This is a genomic window from Symplocastrum torsivum (assembly GCF_059505465.1).
Genome location: NZ_JCACKQ010000073.1, coordinates 1 through 14,585, shown reverse-complemented (window position 1 = coordinate 14,585; position 14,585 = coordinate 1). Strand labels below are relative to the sequence as shown.

The window sequence follows — 14,585 nt, the reverse complement described above, 5'->3', positions numbered from 1 at the left end:
ACGTTGAAGAATGTGAACAACTGAGTCACCTTAAGGTCGCGTTGGCGAAGCCTCTCGGAACGAGAATCGCTCATCTGACAACTAACTCAATAAACCACACAGGAGGATATCAAAACAATGATTTTATAGCAACCGCGTAATTCCTATAAATTAAGCTTTGCGAACCGCGATCGTATACGAAGGTCGCTGTTTTGCTTCGCGTTGCGTTTTCACAAGTCGAAAGTCGCGATCAATGTACAAATGTTTGAGTTGCGGTCTGGCCTGAAAGATTTTTTCATACTTTTTCGCGGTGCTTTGATCGAGCTTTTGAAAATCTGGCGTAGTATTTGCTTCGCCTTTTGCCAGTTGTTTTTGCACAGCAGATTCAAACCAGGCTTGCGCTTTTTCGATCGACAGTGGCGAAAAATTCAGTCGAAAACCTTGCTGAATGCCAATGTTTTGAATGAACCACTGATCGGATCGCACCTCAAATTTTTGCAAGATCATGAAGTCGTAAGCCACCAGTTTTTCTATAAGTCGCTTTAACAAAGGCAGCTTTCCCGGTGCATATCGCGCCATGTTTGCGTAGTAGCCATTGGCTTGGAAGATTTGATATGACTGCTCATAAATCCGTCCGGGAAATATGTCTTGAAACGGAATTGTAGACCACACAGGCGACCAAACACCGACCACCAAATCAATCTGATCGATCGCATTTGGAAACGGATTGCGGCGGCTAAGTTCATCAAACCAGGGCATCAGTTCAGTTTTGGCAAACGCGACTTTTTTACCGAGTGCCTCGCCGTCTCGATCGCCCACTCGATCGATTAATTCTTGCTTCAGTTCGTCTGTGCTTTTGTGTGTGAGTGCGTCTGCTGTGACCATTTTTCTCCTTTAAGCCTGTAATCGACTACTCGATTGAAGTTTGGGAAGCGTTGCTGGCTGATTTGTGCCCTGAATTGGTATAAGAAACTGCCGTGTTTGTCGGCAATTCATCGGCGCACTGCTAAGTCTAATGATACTGGCAAATCATCCTGATTTGGCTTTGGCAGGCACAATTTGATAGTAAATTCAATTGGTCGATCAATCTTTTAATGGTCTTGGTTTATTTTATTTTTATTTTTCTCAATGGACGGTGGGAATGGTTAAGTTATTACCTCAGATTTCTATTGCTAATCGTATTTGTCATAGCAGCATATAAGTCTTTCATCAAAGCCAAGTCTTTACCCCTTTACCCTCCGAAAACGTTTAAAAAATATCTTGAGTTAGGAATCAGCGCTTTTGTTGTGATGCTATTTATAGCTAGTCTAAAGGGTTATTTTTTTACTGGCTCATCTATCGATCTGTCTTTTCCATTAAAGAACGGCGTATAGCGTTTTCAAATGAGACATGAAAATGCCTCGGAGTTTTTTAGGCTAGAAAATGTGACTTGGAGTGCTGAAATGTCAGGGATTACAGCTCTTGCCAGAGCGTAAATGCCGAACGCCTTAGTTTTACATCCCAAATGAAAACGCTATATATTATGTTGCACATGTCTACAGCCCTTGCGATGGGACGATCGCCAATCTAGTCAACGATTTGCCTAATCTCGTTCCGGGAGAAAGCGACCGAAAAAATCCTGCTGGAAACCACATTCTACTGAGATGTCAGGGTGCCGATATCTTAATGGCTCATCTTCTGAAAGGTAGCATCACTAGCCAAGTCGGATCGCTAGTCAAATCAGGAGATGCGATCGCTAAGATTGGCAACTCAGGAAACACCAGTGAACCTCATCTTCATATCCATGCTCGAAAAGTAAACACAGGAAAAGCGATTTTAGCTGGAGAAGGACTGCCAATCACATTCGACGGCAAGTTTTTGGTTAGAAACAGTTTGCTTATTTCAAAGTAAAGCGATGTTTTCATTTATTCAATTCGCTTCAACCTAATCACATAATTCAACTTGTTAATCCTCTATGGCACCTCATCCTCCTGTCTGGACGCTCTCGTGAATTGTGTTGTGGCGCTCATACTGATAGCAGTGTTTGGAAGAGCGAATCTCTCGCGCCGAGAAAGGGTTTGCTTTCGCCTGGTCTAAGCAATTAACCCTCAACTCTACTGCCATTCCCTCTCCTCAAGTTCCTTCTGCGGCAACAATAAGGCGGATTCAATCTCCTGCCGCACGACAGCCGTCACTTCACAGTTGCTATTGAGACAATCGATGAGCAACTGATTAGCATCATAGTAGCGTTGCAACACTTGCTGCTGCTCAGGGCTGAAGTGCCACTGATGCTGAATATTTCGATGAAGTGCGATCGCTTTCCTTAATCGCTCACTCCAAGCGACATGGTTGGTTTGCCACCATGCCTGAAACCTTTCTCTGTCGTGTTTTGAGTCAGGGAGTTGGTCTTGGAGTTGTTGTAGGGACTGCTGTAACCCCAGATCCAGCACAATGGTGAGGGCATTACTCAGGGCATCGGCACAGGCATAGGCATGGGCAAAATCAGGGCTGGAGTCAATAGCACTCTCCAACACCAAGTCATTCAGTGCTGCATCCAGAAAAATCCCTTGATCAACAGTACAGGCAAGGGCAACGTGAGGAGCAAGTTGAGGAGTCCGGGCAAGGGCAAAGTAGAAAGCGCGAATTGCCGATGGCTGGGGAGGAACAACTTGGGACTTTTGACTCGCCCAGGTTAGAAACTCTTGGAGATAGGGGTCTTGGGCAACTAGCCCATCCACTTGTTGCTTCATCAACTGTACCAAGGAGTCTGCACTCCGCAGCATGGCAGCCGTCAACAAAAAGATTTCGCGCCAACGGGGTTCAGTGATGTGACTCACCAGACGTTCCAGGGGTTTTTCTAATGCCTGTAAATTATGACTGGCAACGATTTTCCGGGCAGTGAAGTATTCTTGAAACGCCAAATAAGAGAAGGAGAAAATTCCCCGCACTCGTTCTATCAATAAACCATGTTGCAACTCTATAGCCTTGAGTACCACTTCACTATCCAGTTGCAATTCCTCTGGCTCAGTGGAAGCATTGGGTAAATTACGGATATAGTCGCCAATGTGACCCTCCATGGCACGCTGTTCCAGAAAGTAATGCCCCTGCTCAAACGACACGGCTGCAACCTGACTCAGCAGCTTGAGCTTTTGGGGCAATAAAAACCCCCGGTAAACGGCATCCCTCTGAATCCCCCTGGTTTCATCCCATTTGACGAGGAGAAGGTCTAGACATTGCTTATAAAACTCGCTTTTTTTGGTTGGGAATTTTTCCTGGCGACGGAACACCCAGCAGGCGAGATGCAGAAACAAGGGTGTGACGGCGAGTCTACGGAATTGCAAGTTTTCCGGCAAGTCTAATTTCTCAATGAACTCAACGGCTGGATCGACTTCATCCTCGCCATTCGTTTTCGCCAATGTGGCAAACCACTTCTGAGCAAAGGCAGCAATTTGCTCTTGGGTAAACGGGGCAATTTCCACATCCGTAAATCGCTTGAGGGTAAACGTTTGACCTGCTGTTCGACAGGTGGTGACAAATAGATTCTTTTCATAGTTCTCGGATAATCTGCGGATTTCTTTGACGACGGCGTTGCTATCTGATCCGAGTACTTCATCCAGCCCATCGAGTAGCAGCAAGACTCTACCCTCAAGCAGCAGGGTTTCAATGACGGAGAGGTCTGAAATTCCAGAGGTAAGAAATTCTGCTCGGATGTAGTTTAATAAGCTGCTATGATCGGCTTCTTTTGACTCGTCCGCAAAATCTCTTAAGCTAATAAAAATGGGAACTCGGTTTGCCGCAAATTTGCCTTGGTTGCACTCAATAGCGAGATGTTGTAGAAAGGTGGTTTTACCAGACCCAGGTTTACCCAACACCCTCAGCTTAGAGTAGGTTTCAACAGCCCTCATGCCTGATATTTTTTTCTGGGAAACTTCACCCAAGCCAAAGTGGTCAAATTCTTCTGGAGTAAGGCGTTCTATGTCAGCGATCTCTAACCACTGTTGGCTTGCGATTTCCTCCACAATATTGACATCGATGTAAATGTCCTCTAGCCCAACGGGACGGCTGATATCTAATAGCTGCAAGGTGCCGCACTGGTTTTGAATTTTGTCGTGGCGTTGCGATCGCACCTGTTTGACCAAGGCATCAATCTCTAGACCTGCCTGTTCTCCAGGTTCTGAACCCTCTTCTGGCGGATTTTCCGCAATCTCCCGCCAATTCAGCCCCAAGACAGAGCAAATTTCTTTAAAGGTATGGTGTTCAATCGGACGACCTGAGAAAAACCTCCAAATCGGCTGACGAGTCTTTACGTTCACTTCTTCTGCCAGGTTTTCTTGAGTCCAACCTTTATGGGAAAAGGCTCCTTTAGCCTGTTGAATTCCGGCTGGTGATGCCTGGAGCGATCGCTTGACCATACAATAAAAAGTTCATAATAAAACTTAGGTTTTTATAAATAATACGAATTATACAGACTTTTTATGCTAAGCATCTTCTACTCTGTTTAAATTATACAAAATCCAAGCGGTCTGGGCGTGCGACGCGCCAGTGCCACGGCGAATTCGTGATAAGTAAACGTGGTTTGCACTCAGCCTTAACTTGTCAGCATTAAGCTTAAGTTTCGCTTACCTGAAAGCTGCTCTTCTAACGTAACTTTGTTTGCCAAAAATCCCTCAATAGATACACCAAACCTAGAAAGAATATATAAAGCTTCATTAAAGACTTTCATCCTTATACAGTATTAAAGTGTTGGCCAGCGCCTAGTATGCATAAATCAACGCTAGTGAATTTAGGCAGGCGATCGCCTTTTTGCAAATACAAAGGGCGAGTTATAAGAAAACCCGCCCTTTGCAACTTAGGGATGTACTCTTTTTTGGAAATCCCTTAATTCAGACAATTACAACACGCACTCGTTACTAAGGACGATTGCCAGGAGTCCGTCCTCCTTCATCATTACTGCCACCACGAGGCTGAGAGTTACCAGGATCGCAGCCTTCTGCACCATTACCAATCCCTTGGTTACAGTTTTGACGCTGGGGTTTGTTGCGATCGCTTCCACCTGCTTCAACGGCTGGGATTGCTGGTGCTGGACTTGCTGCCGGAACTGGAGTTACCTGCGCTGGAGTTGCTGGCGCTGGGCTTACCTGCGGTGGCGCGGAGAATTCTTGAGTCACCACGTAAGGTGAAGAAATAGCTACCATCTGCCCAGTGCTAACCATTGCTTGATAGAGAAAAGCCGCAACTTCTGCCCTGGTTGCGACTGTATTTGCACTGAAAGTTTTGACATTAGGATAATTCACCACAATACCCCGTTCAGTCGCGGCGGCAACAAGAGTGCGGGCATCGGCAGGGATACTAGCGGCATCACTATAAAACCGTAAAACTGATTCAGTAGAGCTACTAACCGAATAATTCAGACCCTTCGTTAAAGCCATCATAACTTGTAAACGAGTCAGGCTTTGGTTGGGGTTAAACTCACTACCAGAAACCATGTCTAAAAAGCCCATTTCATAAGCTTCTCGGATCGCGTTGTAAGCCCAGTAACTTGACGAAACGTCTCTAAAATTAACCGCATTACGAACTTTAGTCTTCTCAAATGCCTTGCGAATCATCGCCGCAAACTGAGCACGAGTCACTGGCTCATTTGGACGGAATTGACCATCTGGGAACCCAGTGATAATATCTTGCCTTGCCAGTTCTGCAATAAAGTCTCTTGCCCAAAAGTTTTGCGAGATGTCTGAGAAACTAACTTGAGTGCTGCGGCTTGTTGCAGCTACCTGCTGTTGTGTCCTTGTCGTGACTCCTCCTGTCGTTTGGCTAGTACCAACCGCTTGAGTGCTTTGACTGCTGCTATTTTGAGTGCTGCTAGTACCCGTGACTGATTGACTAGTCTGAGTTGTGCGGGTAGTTACTTCTCGGCGGGTGGTTTGCGTCGTTGTACTACGGATAAGAGTTTGAGTGGCTACTTCATCCAGCTTTACGAGAGAACCCGATTCGTCAGTGCGATAAACCCAGCGCTGTTCACCACTAGCAACAACGACTCGCCAACCTGGAATCATAGCTTGAGTACATATCTGATCGGCACTAGCCAAACCCAAGCAGCCATCTGACCAAGTTTGCCGTTTTACCTCAACAACACGTAGCTGTGATGCCTCCATCCCACTTTGCTGCATGACATTCTTAAAAATGGCATCAGTAATTGCTTCAGGTAGTAACTGGATGTCATCCTCTGCCATTTGGCTAACAGAGAATTGATTCGCTAAAAGATTATCGGTTTGAGTTGGCAACGTATTAGCTAGCAAAGGAGTAGAGGTTGCCATCCCTGCCGCCGTCAAGACAATCCCACTTAATGACACAAAAAAACTCGAATTCATGAGTCTCACAACAACGCCGAACGGCAATATAGACTCTGAATTTGAGGACATGTTCCCGTTTAATTACCTTCTGTATTCAAACTTTCCTGAATCTATAACTTAGTCTCTAATTTGCTTCAAGTTCATCAAATATCTACACTTTAGGGCTAGACAGTAAGAGAAAATTAAGCTAACAAAATCCAAATCCAACAGTGATTAGCGTAAACCTTTAGCTTGGCTATAGCTGATAGGCGATTTAACTAAATTATTTTCTTGAAAGCGACCAAATCGGAAAAGTTTAAGTTGGTTGACTAAATCATTAGTTGCCCCTAAGACATACTGGCTCATTAACTCGCCAATAATTGGACTCAGCTTGTAACCATGACCACTGAATCCAACAGCACAATACAGTCCTGGTAAATGTTCTAATTTATCAATTATTGGTTGATAATCTGGTGTAACACCCCAAATTCCGCTATAGGTGTCTACAACTTTCCCTTCTTCAAGAATTGGGAAGCGGTGAAGCAACTTTTTATGCAATTCTTCAGTGATATTCTCAAAAAGCTGTCCTTTGAAATCATCCGCATCTTTGAGACTGAACTGAGGATGGTATTTGGGGTCAGAGTTGCCGATGCGAGTTAGTGGTTGCTCAGCATCCGATCGCATATAACAAAGATTGACCAAATCTGAAACTACGGGATGGATTTGAGCAAATTCAGAAGGTCGTTCTACTACGACAACATGTTCAACAACTGGAGTTACAGGAAACTCTAACCCCAATTGTTCAGTAAATTTTCTTGCCCAAGGACCAACACAGTCAATTACCGTCCGGGTTGCAATCTTACCTGTCGGTGTAACAACGCCTTCAATCCCTTCGGAATCTACCATGATGTCTAAAACAGGAGTTTGGGTGCGAACCTCTACACCCAAATCTGCTGCACGTTTGGCGAAAGCGCGTGTAGTTTGTGGAGGACTGCCATAGCCAGAATCAGGTTCATAAGCGGCGGCGGCTACATTAGTGAGATTCAGGTGAGGTACTTTCTCTTGAACGTGTTGAAGCTTTACCAAGTCAATATTAATGTTCATCGACTGATGCTGTTGCACCACCTGATGAAGTGTTTCTACATCAGCTTCCCCAACCAGGATGTAGTAACCGCAGGCATGAAACCCAGCATCATAGCCACCATATCGCTCTGGAAACTGATGATATCGCTGTAAAGATTGGTGAGCTAATTCAGCAAGAATCGGGTGGGTGTAATGGGTGCGGATAATTCCAATTCCTTTACCAGACGCACCATTGGCTAGCTCTTTTTTCTCAAGTAACAGGATTTTTCCTGCCTTCCTTTCTGCCAGATGCAAGGCAATCGACGCTCCAATGCAACCCCCACCTACGACGATAATGTCAGCTGTCTCCACCATGCACCATCCCAATTTTTTACGTCAGCTTTTGTAGCGGAGCTTATTATAACAAGTCTAGAGACTCTGCTGATCGATGGTTTTGAGACCAATCTTGCCTTATTAAGGCAGTTCGACAGTAGTGAATTCGATATCTATTGAGAGAATTGATTAAGGTATCAAAAATGTCTCCGCATGGAACAGAATGTCTTAGACCCTAGCAAGCTTCCCCTGCATTTAGCTATTTCGGAGAAACTACGTGAACAAATTTTTGGGGGTGAGTACTCCCCTGGAGAGCAGTTGCCGAGTGAGCATCAGTTAATGTTGCAGTTTGATGTCAGCCGGATTACAGTCAGACGTGCGATCGCAAATTTGGTCAATCAAGGCTTAGTCGTCTGCCATCGTGGTAAAGGCGTTTTTGTCAAAGAACAAAACAAAGTCACTCGCTCCTTATCTAATCCTCTCGTCTTCTTTGATGAAGACATGACACGTCAAGGAGTCACCAGCAGCATCAAAAGCCTTTGTTTTGAAGTCACAGAACCCTCCCCTAGAGTTCGCCAAAAACTCAAGCTGTCATCTGATACTCATCACATCTACTGCCAAAAGAAAATCATCCTCACTGATGACATTCCTGTTGCCCTAGATATTACCTACATTCGTTTTGATTTGGGAGAAACATTTGCTGACGAACTGCAATCGAGCTTGATTTACCCCACCCTCGATAGTAATGGCGTTTCCGTTGAACGAGTAGAGACTATTTTGGAGTGTACTCATGCCACTCACGAAGTGAGCGAACACTTGGACATTGCCCTTGGCGCACCACTATTAGTGAACCGCTATGTGGCGTACACTACAGCATCACAACCAATTATTTGTGGTGAAACACTTAGTCGAGCCGATAGGCTTTGCTACTCGGTCGTTTTGACGAAAAATGGTAACGGTTCAAGCCCCTTCGCCCCAAAGAGCTGAACCATAAAACAGTAGTTGACTATACAGTTTTTTAAGGATTATCTTGTCATAACAAGATAATGCTAATTGATTAGCAGCAGCTAGTCGGCATCAATTCATCAATGAGGAGGAGCAACCTTTGTGTGGCATTGCTGGAGTCATCTATCGTAATCCAGAGTATTACCACAACCTTGGCTTGGATTTGCTAAAACTAATTCAGCCGCTAGAAAGTAGAGGCCCAGATTCTTGTGGTGTTGGACTCTACGGTAACTCGGTTGAACCTCAGCAAGTTAAGGTGCTTTTACTGGCTGAGGGGAAGGTGCCATGGGAGAATGTCAAGCAACTATTGAGCCAACTGGCTGAGGTAGTGGCGTTTGAGAGTGTCGGCACTGGGTATCGTGTGACGCTGCAAGGGAAAGATGAGCAATACTTCAGCATTGAAGTATTGAAAAGTGAGTTAGTCAGAAGCTTTCCCCAGCTACATTTGATGAGTGTGGGGCAGCAGCTAGAGATTTATAAAGAAGTTGGTGCGGCGGCGAATTTGTTCCAGAAGTATGGTTTGGAAAACTTTGCCGGGAGTCATGGCATCGCCCATACTCGAATGGCAACAGAATCTGTGGTGGATACCTATCATTCCCATCCCTTTACCTCAGCCCAAGATTTATGTATTGTCCATAATGGGCAAGTCTCTAACTATTACAAATTGCGCTTTGTGCTAGAACGGCAAGGAGTGGTGTTTGAGACGCATAATGATTCAGAAGCGATCGCACATTATCTCCGCTATCAATTACTCCAAGGCAAATCCCTAGAAGCCTCACTCTACAGCCTACTCAATGACTTTGATGGTACCTATACCTTCTTAGTCGCAACCTCAGACAAAGTTGGACTAGTGCGCGACAAATTTGCAGCAAAGCCAGCCGTAATCTACGAGTCTCCACAAATGATTGCTGTTGCCTCAGAATATCGTTGTCTGCTGAGTCTACCCAGTTTCGACAGCAGTGCAACCATACGCGAACCTGATGCTGGAGAAGTAAACGTTTGGTCAGTAGCAAGCACTCCTTCTCAAATACTAGAACTGGCAGGAACCGCAAGCAAGGTTTAATCCTAAAACCCAAATTTTTACTCTTTCTTCGCGCCTTTGCGGTTCAAATTCTTAACTCAGTTATGCAAGAGCAAATCCTCCTACAAGAAACCGTCCTAGACTGTGCCAACCTCAGCACACGAGAACTGAATCAACAACTCAAAGCTTTAGCTTCAGAAGGTGTCCCTGTTGTCAAAGTACTCAACCCAGCAGGACGACATAACCTAGCTGTAGGAATGGAACAACCGATTACTATACACTTCCAAGGCCCAGTGGGTTATTACTGTGGCGGTTTAGGAGACAGCATCAATATTGAAGTGTTTGGCGCTTGCGGTTGGTCAGTTGGAGAAAACTTGATGGGCGGTACAATTACCATTCATGGTAGTGCTTCCGCTAATGCTGCTGCTTCAGCACATGGTGGTAAAGTTTGCATCCTCGGTAACGCCAGTTCACGCGCAGGAATTTCCCTAAAAGGCGGAACTTTAATTGTTACTGGTAACGTAGGCTACGGCTCTGCTTTTATGATGCAGCAGGGATGTATGATTGTCTGCGGCAATGCAGGCGAAAATTTGGCAGATTCTATCTACGATGGAGCAATTTATGTTGGGGGAACAATAAGCTCTTTAGGAGCAGATGCAACGATTGAACCGATGTCTGAGCAAGATTGGCAAAAGCTTGAGCAAGAGTTATCTCCTTTAGGAATTGCTCCGCGAGAGTATGATTTTAAAAAAATTGTGTGTGCCAAAGAACTGTATCATTTCAAAGCCAAAAATTGGGCAAAATGGAAAGACGCTTATTAGTTGTTGGTTGTTAGTTGTTAGCTAATGATTAGCTCGTAAACGGCTGTACACCTACATAAGCTGGACGGGCAAGATGCCCATCCCACAAAAGAATCTTAAATATCACCTTACAAGTTAAATGATTATTAGCTTAACAACAAACAACCAATAACCAATAACCAATAACCAACAACCAATAAATAATAATGGAAAAACGTATATTAGAAACTAGTAGCACTTACTCCCCTTCAGTTATCAACGCTATTCAAGAACGGGCAGAACTTGGTCGCTACATGATTCGGGGATATGGGGCTTTTCGCAATGTTCCTCGATTTGATGATTTGCTCTTTCTCACAGCTTCGATGACGCGGTTTCCTTTGGAAGGCTACCGGGAGAAGTGCAACACCAAAACAATGTTGGGAACACGCTTCGCTAAGCGTCCGATGGAATTAGAGGTGCCAATTACAGTTGCAGGCATGAGTTTTGGGGCACTTTCTCGCAATGCAAAGGTGGCGTTGGGACAGGCGGCGACAATGATGGGAACTTCTACAACTACTGGCGATGGCGGGATGTTGCCAGCCGAACGGGAAGCGTCTTCTAAGTTAGTTTACCAATGCTTACCTTCACGCTATGGCTTTAACCCCAAGGATTTGAAAAAAGCTGATGCGATTGAAATTGTTGTAGGGCAAGGGGCAAAACCGGGTGGTGGCGGCTTATTGCTAGGGCAGAAGGTGAATAAGGTGGTTGCTGGGATGCGGACGTTACCGGAAGGGGTAGATCAGCGATCGCCTTGTCGTCACCCTGACTGGATTGGCCCAGATGACCTTAAAATCAAAATTGAGGAGTTGCGAGAAGCAACGGATTGGGAAATTCCCATCTACGTCAAGATGGGGGCGACTCGCGTCAAGGATGATGTGAAACTGGCGGTAAAGGCTGGTGCTGATGTGATTGTCCTCGACGGGATGGAAGGCGGTACTGCCGCAACTCAGAGTATTTTTCAGGAACACAGTGGTATTCCCACGCTTCCTGCATTAGTGCAAGCCGTGGAAGCATTGCAGGAAAGCGGCGTTTATGGACAAGTACAATTGGTGATTTCTGGTGGTATCCGTTCGGGTCCTGATGTTGCAAAGGCGCTAGCGTTGGGGGCTGATGCAGTAAGTCTGGGAACTGCCCCTCTGATTGCAATGGGATGCAATAAACCCGTCTACATTGAGGACTATCAGAAGTTAGGCACAGAACCTTATCACTGCCACCATTGCCATACTGGGATGTGTCCAGTCGGGATTACAACTCAAGATGAGGAGTTGATGCAACGCTTACCAGTAGAAGAGGCGACAACACATGTGGCAAATTACCTGCAATCTCTGGTAATGGAGGTACAGAGTTTAGCACGCGCTTGCGGTAAGTCGGATGTGCATAATTTGGAACGTGAGGACTTAGTGGCGTTGACTCTAGAAGCTTCAGCAATGACGAAGTTGCCGCTAGCGGGTACTGATTTTGTAATGGGGCAGTAATACTAATTGATTAGCTCTATTACCCATGTATACCTAAAGTTAGAGGGGAAGTTAAAGAACTTTCCCCTCTAACTATCTGTAGTAATATGGTCTGATTCTATTTGATTCTTCCCTCACCAGAGATTTGAGCTGATTATCTAATTTGTCAGTCTGCTGAGGAAAAAGAGTCACGTATCGAGATCGTTATTTTGCAACAACTTTACTAATTATTTGCTCAAACATTAATTTTGCTGAGATCAACGGGAAACATAGCAACTGAAGTATTATTGTTCAGAATTATAATTTTTTTAGCTAATCTCAGCCGAGCAACGGGTTCTGCGATCGCCAAAGCCGCATCCACTAGTACTGCTGCTGTGTCTTGCGTGTGGCAGCGGATATACAATGCTCCCCAGCGCCGGAATACCTTACAATTGCGTAGAGGTGCAAGCTGCCGGAGTTGCTTAGGTTCCTCGCGGTAGAAGTCCAAAATTAGTTGAGCCAGTTGGCAAATACGGTTCATGATTGTTAACCCTTACTTATAGTGCGTACTCCCGCTCAAATCAGCCTTTTTTTGGCAAATGCCCCTTAAGATTGCCAGGTTATATAGGCTAGTTCAGACAAAATTCGACCTAGGCTCTAGTGAAAGCTCAGGGAGTATTCACTCCATTAGCTGTTGCTTAAACTGAAGCCATCTGCTCCTACCAAATATATTGAAGCGCGAATTCCTTAGGGGCGTATCTATGTAGAAAAAAGACTTAATAACTACTTATGATGAAGTAACTATAGGCAAAAGATATGTAAGCTAGTTTTCACGCGCTTTTGCGAGATTTTCTGTCAATTTCCTAGGTTAAGGTTTCTTACAAGTTCTTCAAGAAACTAGACAATTGAGATTATTAAAACTGATAGGAGGAATTATCAAGTGGTGGTATTGAAAAGTTTAAGCAATGATCGCTATGAAGGATTAGAGGAGATTGTTGCGATCGCACGTTCCGTTGGTTGGGGTGCTGCCAAAATCTTGCGCTCCTACTATCGTGGCAATTCCAACGATGGAAACTTAGAAATTCAAGAGAAAAAAGATGGTCCTGTCACGGCTGCCGATGTCGCCGCTAACCACTACATCCTAGAAGAACTCCAAGCCTCTCTCGGTACACAAGACTTCGGCTACCTGAGCGAAGAAACGTATAAATCCTTATCAGAGCAAACGCAGGAGTCACTCCAACAGCAACCTTGGGTATGGATTATTGACCCTTTGGATGGCACCCGCGACTTTATTGAGCGTACAGGCGAGTATGCTGTGCATATTGCCCTAGCCCATCAAGGCAGACCCATTTTAGCCGTAGTTGCATGGCCGGAAGCCGAGAAGCTGTATTATGCCACCCTTGGCGGCGGCACCTTTGTTGAAACGTCAGATGGTGTCACAACACCCATACGTGTATCAGAGCGTAATGCGATCGCAGATTTGTCCCTTGTCGCCAGTCGTACTCACCGGGATGAGCGTTTTAACCAGCTACTGCGCCAACTCCCCTTTAAAGAGAAACACTACGTTGGCAGCGTCGGCTGTAAAATTGTGACAATCATTGAACAGAAGGCAGACGTTTACATCTCTCTCTCCGGTAAGTCTGCCCCTAAAGACTGGGATATGGCAGCTCCAGAACTTATTCTCAGGGAAGCAGGTGGACAATTCACTCATTTTGATGGAACTCCTTTGTTGTACAACCAGGGAGACATCAATCAATGGGGTGGTGTAATGGCAAGTAATGGTCATTGCCACAGTACTCTTTGTACTCAAGCCTCAGAAATTCTCGCGCAGATAGATAGTTAAGCGTCAAAACATTCATTTTGAGATGATTGCAACACTATGATTATCTTCTGTTTGTTGCCGCTTTTCTGTAAGGCTAATAGTCCGAGATGAACCCTCAGATATATTGAAGACAAACCAAGCAATAAAACTCATCACTATCATTTCACCAGCATCTTCAATAAGAGCAAGTGAGGGTTTCCAATATGGGGATTGGAGCGCTATGTGAAGCATATCTACTACAATCCCGAATAGAGCTAAAGCAAGCAGAAAAATAGTTAAATATCTAGAATTCTTTTTTGATGAGCGATCGCTGAAACGATAGGCAGTAGCAATACAGATCAGGAAGAACAAACCAACGCAGGCAGATACAATAAGTTCTCCAAAGTCTACTGCTCTCAAGTTGAATGCTGGGGAGAAAGCGAGTCGGTGACTAATTTTGCTACCTATTCTTTCGTGGATACTGATAGCATCATCTAGTAACAGGTAACAAAACAGTATAGACCAAGAAAGATAGAGATAAGAACGATTCTTCCAGGCTAAGAGACTTAGTAAAAGGGCAATCCAATACTCTTTGATATATTGAAACAGTTCTGCATAGCCTTGGTCTTTTTCAATCGAAAGATAGGGGTTTGAAACAAAGTCTGTTGGTAGATAAAGGATATGAAGAAGAATAAAAATTACATCCGTAGCTAAAAACAAATATAAGAGTCGAGTTGTGTTCTTGTTTATATAGCGTTTTCAAATGAGACATGAAAAAGCGTCATAGTTTTCAAGACTAGGAAA

The 14,585-nt window shown here is 44.7% G+C and carries 12 protein-coding genes; 6 read left to right on the top strand and 6 right to left on the bottom strand.

Annotated features, from left to right (window positions below):
- Window positions 1-150: 150 nt before the first annotated feature.
- Window positions 151-864 carry a hypothetical protein gene (locus tag AC5JL3_RS21015; RefSeq protein ID WP_496076325.1) on the bottom strand — a complete coding sequence of 238 codons (714 nt, stop codon included), beginning with the start codon at window positions 862-864 and terminating at the stop codon, window positions 151-153.
- A gap of 612 nt (window positions 865-1,476) precedes the next feature.
- Here AC5JL3_RS21015 and AC5JL3_RS21010 point away from each other — a divergent pair.
- Window positions 1,477-1,869, top strand: a complete 393-nt coding sequence (locus AC5JL3_RS21010; protein ID WP_496076347.1) for a M23 family metallopeptidase — start codon at window positions 1,477-1,479, stop codon at window positions 1,867-1,869.
- Window positions 1,870-2,072: 203 nt separating this feature from the next.
- Here the strand turns inward: AC5JL3_RS21010 and AC5JL3_RS21005 are convergent, their stop codons facing one another.
- The 3 genes from AC5JL3_RS21005 to AC5JL3_RS20995 all read right to left on the bottom strand — a co-directional run bounded on the left by AC5JL3_RS21005 (window position 2,073) and on the right by AC5JL3_RS20995 (window position 7,724).
- The gene (locus AC5JL3_RS21005; protein WP_496076324.1) at window positions 2,073-4,370 is read right to left on the bottom strand and encodes an NACHT domain-containing protein; all 2,298 of its coding nucleotides are present in this window, start codon (window positions 4,368-4,370) and stop codon (window positions 2,073-2,075) included.
- A gap of 498 nt (window positions 4,371-4,868) precedes the next feature.
- Window positions 4,869-6,326 carry an S-layer homology domain-containing protein gene (locus tag AC5JL3_RS21000; protein WP_496076323.1) on the bottom strand — a complete coding sequence of 486 codons (1,458 nt, stop codon included), beginning with the start codon at window positions 6,324-6,326 and terminating at the stop codon, window positions 4,869-4,871.
- A 195-nt stretch (window positions 6,327-6,521) separates the two neighbouring features.
- Window positions 6,522-7,724 carry an NAD(P)/FAD-dependent oxidoreductase gene (locus AC5JL3_RS20995; RefSeq protein ID WP_496076322.1) on the bottom strand — a complete coding sequence of 401 codons (1,203 nt, stop codon included), beginning with the start codon at window positions 7,722-7,724 and terminating at the stop codon, window positions 6,522-6,524.
- Window positions 7,725-7,895: 171 nt separating this feature from the next.
- Between AC5JL3_RS20995 and AC5JL3_RS20990 the strand changes: the two genes are divergently transcribed.
- From AC5JL3_RS20990 to AC5JL3_RS20975, 4 genes are all read left to right on the top strand, one after another.
- Complete coding sequence (locus AC5JL3_RS20990) at window positions 7,896-8,669, top strand: GntR family transcriptional regulator (protein ID WP_496076321.1); 774 nt, start codon at window positions 7,896-7,898, stop codon at window positions 8,667-8,669.
- A 118-nt stretch (window positions 8,670-8,787) separates the two neighbouring features.
- Window positions 8,788-9,750 (top strand): class II glutamine amidotransferase domain-containing protein, encoded by a 963-nt coding sequence (locus tag AC5JL3_RS20985; RefSeq protein WP_496076320.1) that lies wholly within the window; start codon window positions 8,788-8,790, stop codon window positions 9,748-9,750.
- Window positions 9,751-9,812: 62 nt separating this feature from the next.
- Window positions 9,813-10,529: a GltB/FmdC/FwdC-like GXGXG domain-containing protein gene (locus tag AC5JL3_RS20980; RefSeq protein ID WP_496076319.1), complete on the top strand. Its 717-nt coding sequence runs from the start codon at window positions 9,813-9,815 to the stop codon at window positions 10,527-10,529.
- Between the two features lie 185 nt (window positions 10,530-10,714).
- Complete coding sequence (locus tag AC5JL3_RS20975; RefSeq protein WP_496076318.1) at window positions 10,715-12,022, top strand: FMN-binding glutamate synthase family protein; 1,308 nt, start codon at window positions 10,715-10,717, stop codon at window positions 12,020-12,022.
- A 214-nt stretch (window positions 12,023-12,236) separates the two neighbouring features.
- Here AC5JL3_RS20975 and AC5JL3_RS20970 read toward each other — a convergent pair whose 3' ends face one another.
- Window positions 12,237-12,521, bottom strand: a complete 285-nt coding sequence (locus tag AC5JL3_RS20970) for a hypothetical protein (protein ID WP_496076317.1) — start codon at window positions 12,519-12,521, stop codon at window positions 12,237-12,239.
- A 399-nt stretch (window positions 12,522-12,920) separates the two neighbouring features.
- Between AC5JL3_RS20970 and AC5JL3_RS20965 the strand changes: the two genes are divergently transcribed.
- Complete coding sequence (locus tag AC5JL3_RS20965; protein WP_496076316.1) at window positions 12,921-13,823, top strand: 3'(2'),5'-bisphosphate nucleotidase CysQ family protein; 903 nt, start codon at window positions 12,921-12,923, stop codon at window positions 13,821-13,823.
- 12 nt (window positions 13,824-13,835) lie between these two features.
- On the opposite strand, the gene AC5JL3_RS20960 is transcribed toward AC5JL3_RS20965, so the two are convergent.
- Window positions 13,836-14,501: a DUF8692 domain-containing protein gene (locus tag AC5JL3_RS20960; RefSeq protein ID WP_496076315.1), complete on the bottom strand. Its 666-nt coding sequence runs from the start codon at window positions 14,499-14,501 to the stop codon at window positions 13,836-13,838.
- Window positions 14,502-14,585: the final 84 nt, after the last annotated feature.

Coding starts and splice junctions, on each gene's coding strand:
- AC5JL3_RS20995 (WP_496076322.1), bottom strand. CDS start 7,724: ATGGTGGAGACAGCTGACATTATCGTCGTAGGTGGGGGTTGCATTGGA.
- AC5JL3_RS21000 (WP_496076323.1), bottom strand. CDS start 6,326: ATGAATTCGAGTTTTTTTGTGTCATTAAGTGGGATTGTCTTGACGGCG.
- AC5JL3_RS20980 (WP_496076319.1), top strand. CDS start 9,813: ATGCAAGAGCAAATCCTCCTACAAGAAACCGTCCTAGACTGTGCCAAC.
- AC5JL3_RS21005 (WP_496076324.1), bottom strand. CDS start 4,370: ATGGTCAAGCGATCGCTCCAGGCATCACCAGCCGGAATTCAACAGGCT.
- AC5JL3_RS21015 (WP_496076325.1), bottom strand. CDS start 864: ATGGTCACAGCAGACGCACTCACACACAAAAGCACAGACGAACTGAAG.
- AC5JL3_RS20975 (WP_496076318.1), top strand. CDS start 10,715: ATGGAAAAACGTATATTAGAAACTAGTAGCACTTACTCCCCTTCAGTT.
- AC5JL3_RS20990 (WP_496076321.1), top strand. CDS start 7,896: ATGGAACAGAATGTCTTAGACCCTAGCAAGCTTCCCCTGCATTTAGCT.
- AC5JL3_RS20970 (WP_496076317.1), bottom strand. CDS start 12,521: ATGAACCGTATTTGCCAACTGGCTCAACTAATTTTGGACTTCTACCGC.